Below are 572 nucleotides of genomic sequence, written 5' to 3'. Positions count from 1 at the left end.
GCCAGGATAGCCGCGCCCGGCGCGGTCAGATCCGGCTTGAGGGCTCCGTCGCCCAACCGGGGACCGACGTTGGAGAAGTCGTTGAGCTCGTCGCCTTTGTTCACGCTTCCGACCGCCAGAGCGCTGTCCGCGGAGGCCGGCGACGACACCGTCTCAGGTGAGGCGCAGCCCATCGGGGACGGGTGGTTGCCCGAGGCGACCACGAAGAGTGCCCCGCTCTGCTCGGTGAGCGTGTTGATCGCCTCGGCCATAGGGTCGGAACCGTCGGTGGCGCAGCCGCCGAGACTGAGGTTGACGACATCCGCGCCCTCGGCCACGGCCCATTCCATCCCGGCGATGATCCACGACTCCTGACCGTCGCCGTAGTCATCCAGCACCTTGCCCACCAGCAGGTCTGCGTCAGGGGCGACGCCGGTGTACCGGCCGTCCGATGCGGTGCCACGGCCCGCCACGATCGACGCCACGTGCGTACCGTGGCCGGCGCGGTCGGTGGTGCCGCCTTCGCTTTCGGTGAAGTCCGCCGCCAGCGCGACGGCGTCGCCAAGGTCAGGGTGACCAGCGTCGACGCCGCT

1 protein-coding gene is annotated in these 572 nt (G+C 70.3%); it reads right to left on the bottom strand.

Going from position 1 to position 572, the window contains the following annotated elements; genetic code table 11:
• Nucleotides 1–527, bottom strand: a 527-nt coding sequence (locus ELR45_RS35900) for a S8 family serine peptidase (protein ID WP_240760196.1), incomplete at its 3' end; no start/stop codon positions are given.
• Nucleotides 528–572: the final 45 nt, after the last annotated feature.

Source organism: Phytoactinopolyspora endophytica, assembly GCF_004138495.1.
GTDB lineage: Bacteria > Actinomycetota > Actinomycetes > Jiangellales > Jiangellaceae > Phytoactinopolyspora > Phytoactinopolyspora endophytica.
The sequence above is the reverse complement of the archived record's forward strand: the minus strand, read 5'-3'. Positions and strand labels throughout refer to the sequence as shown.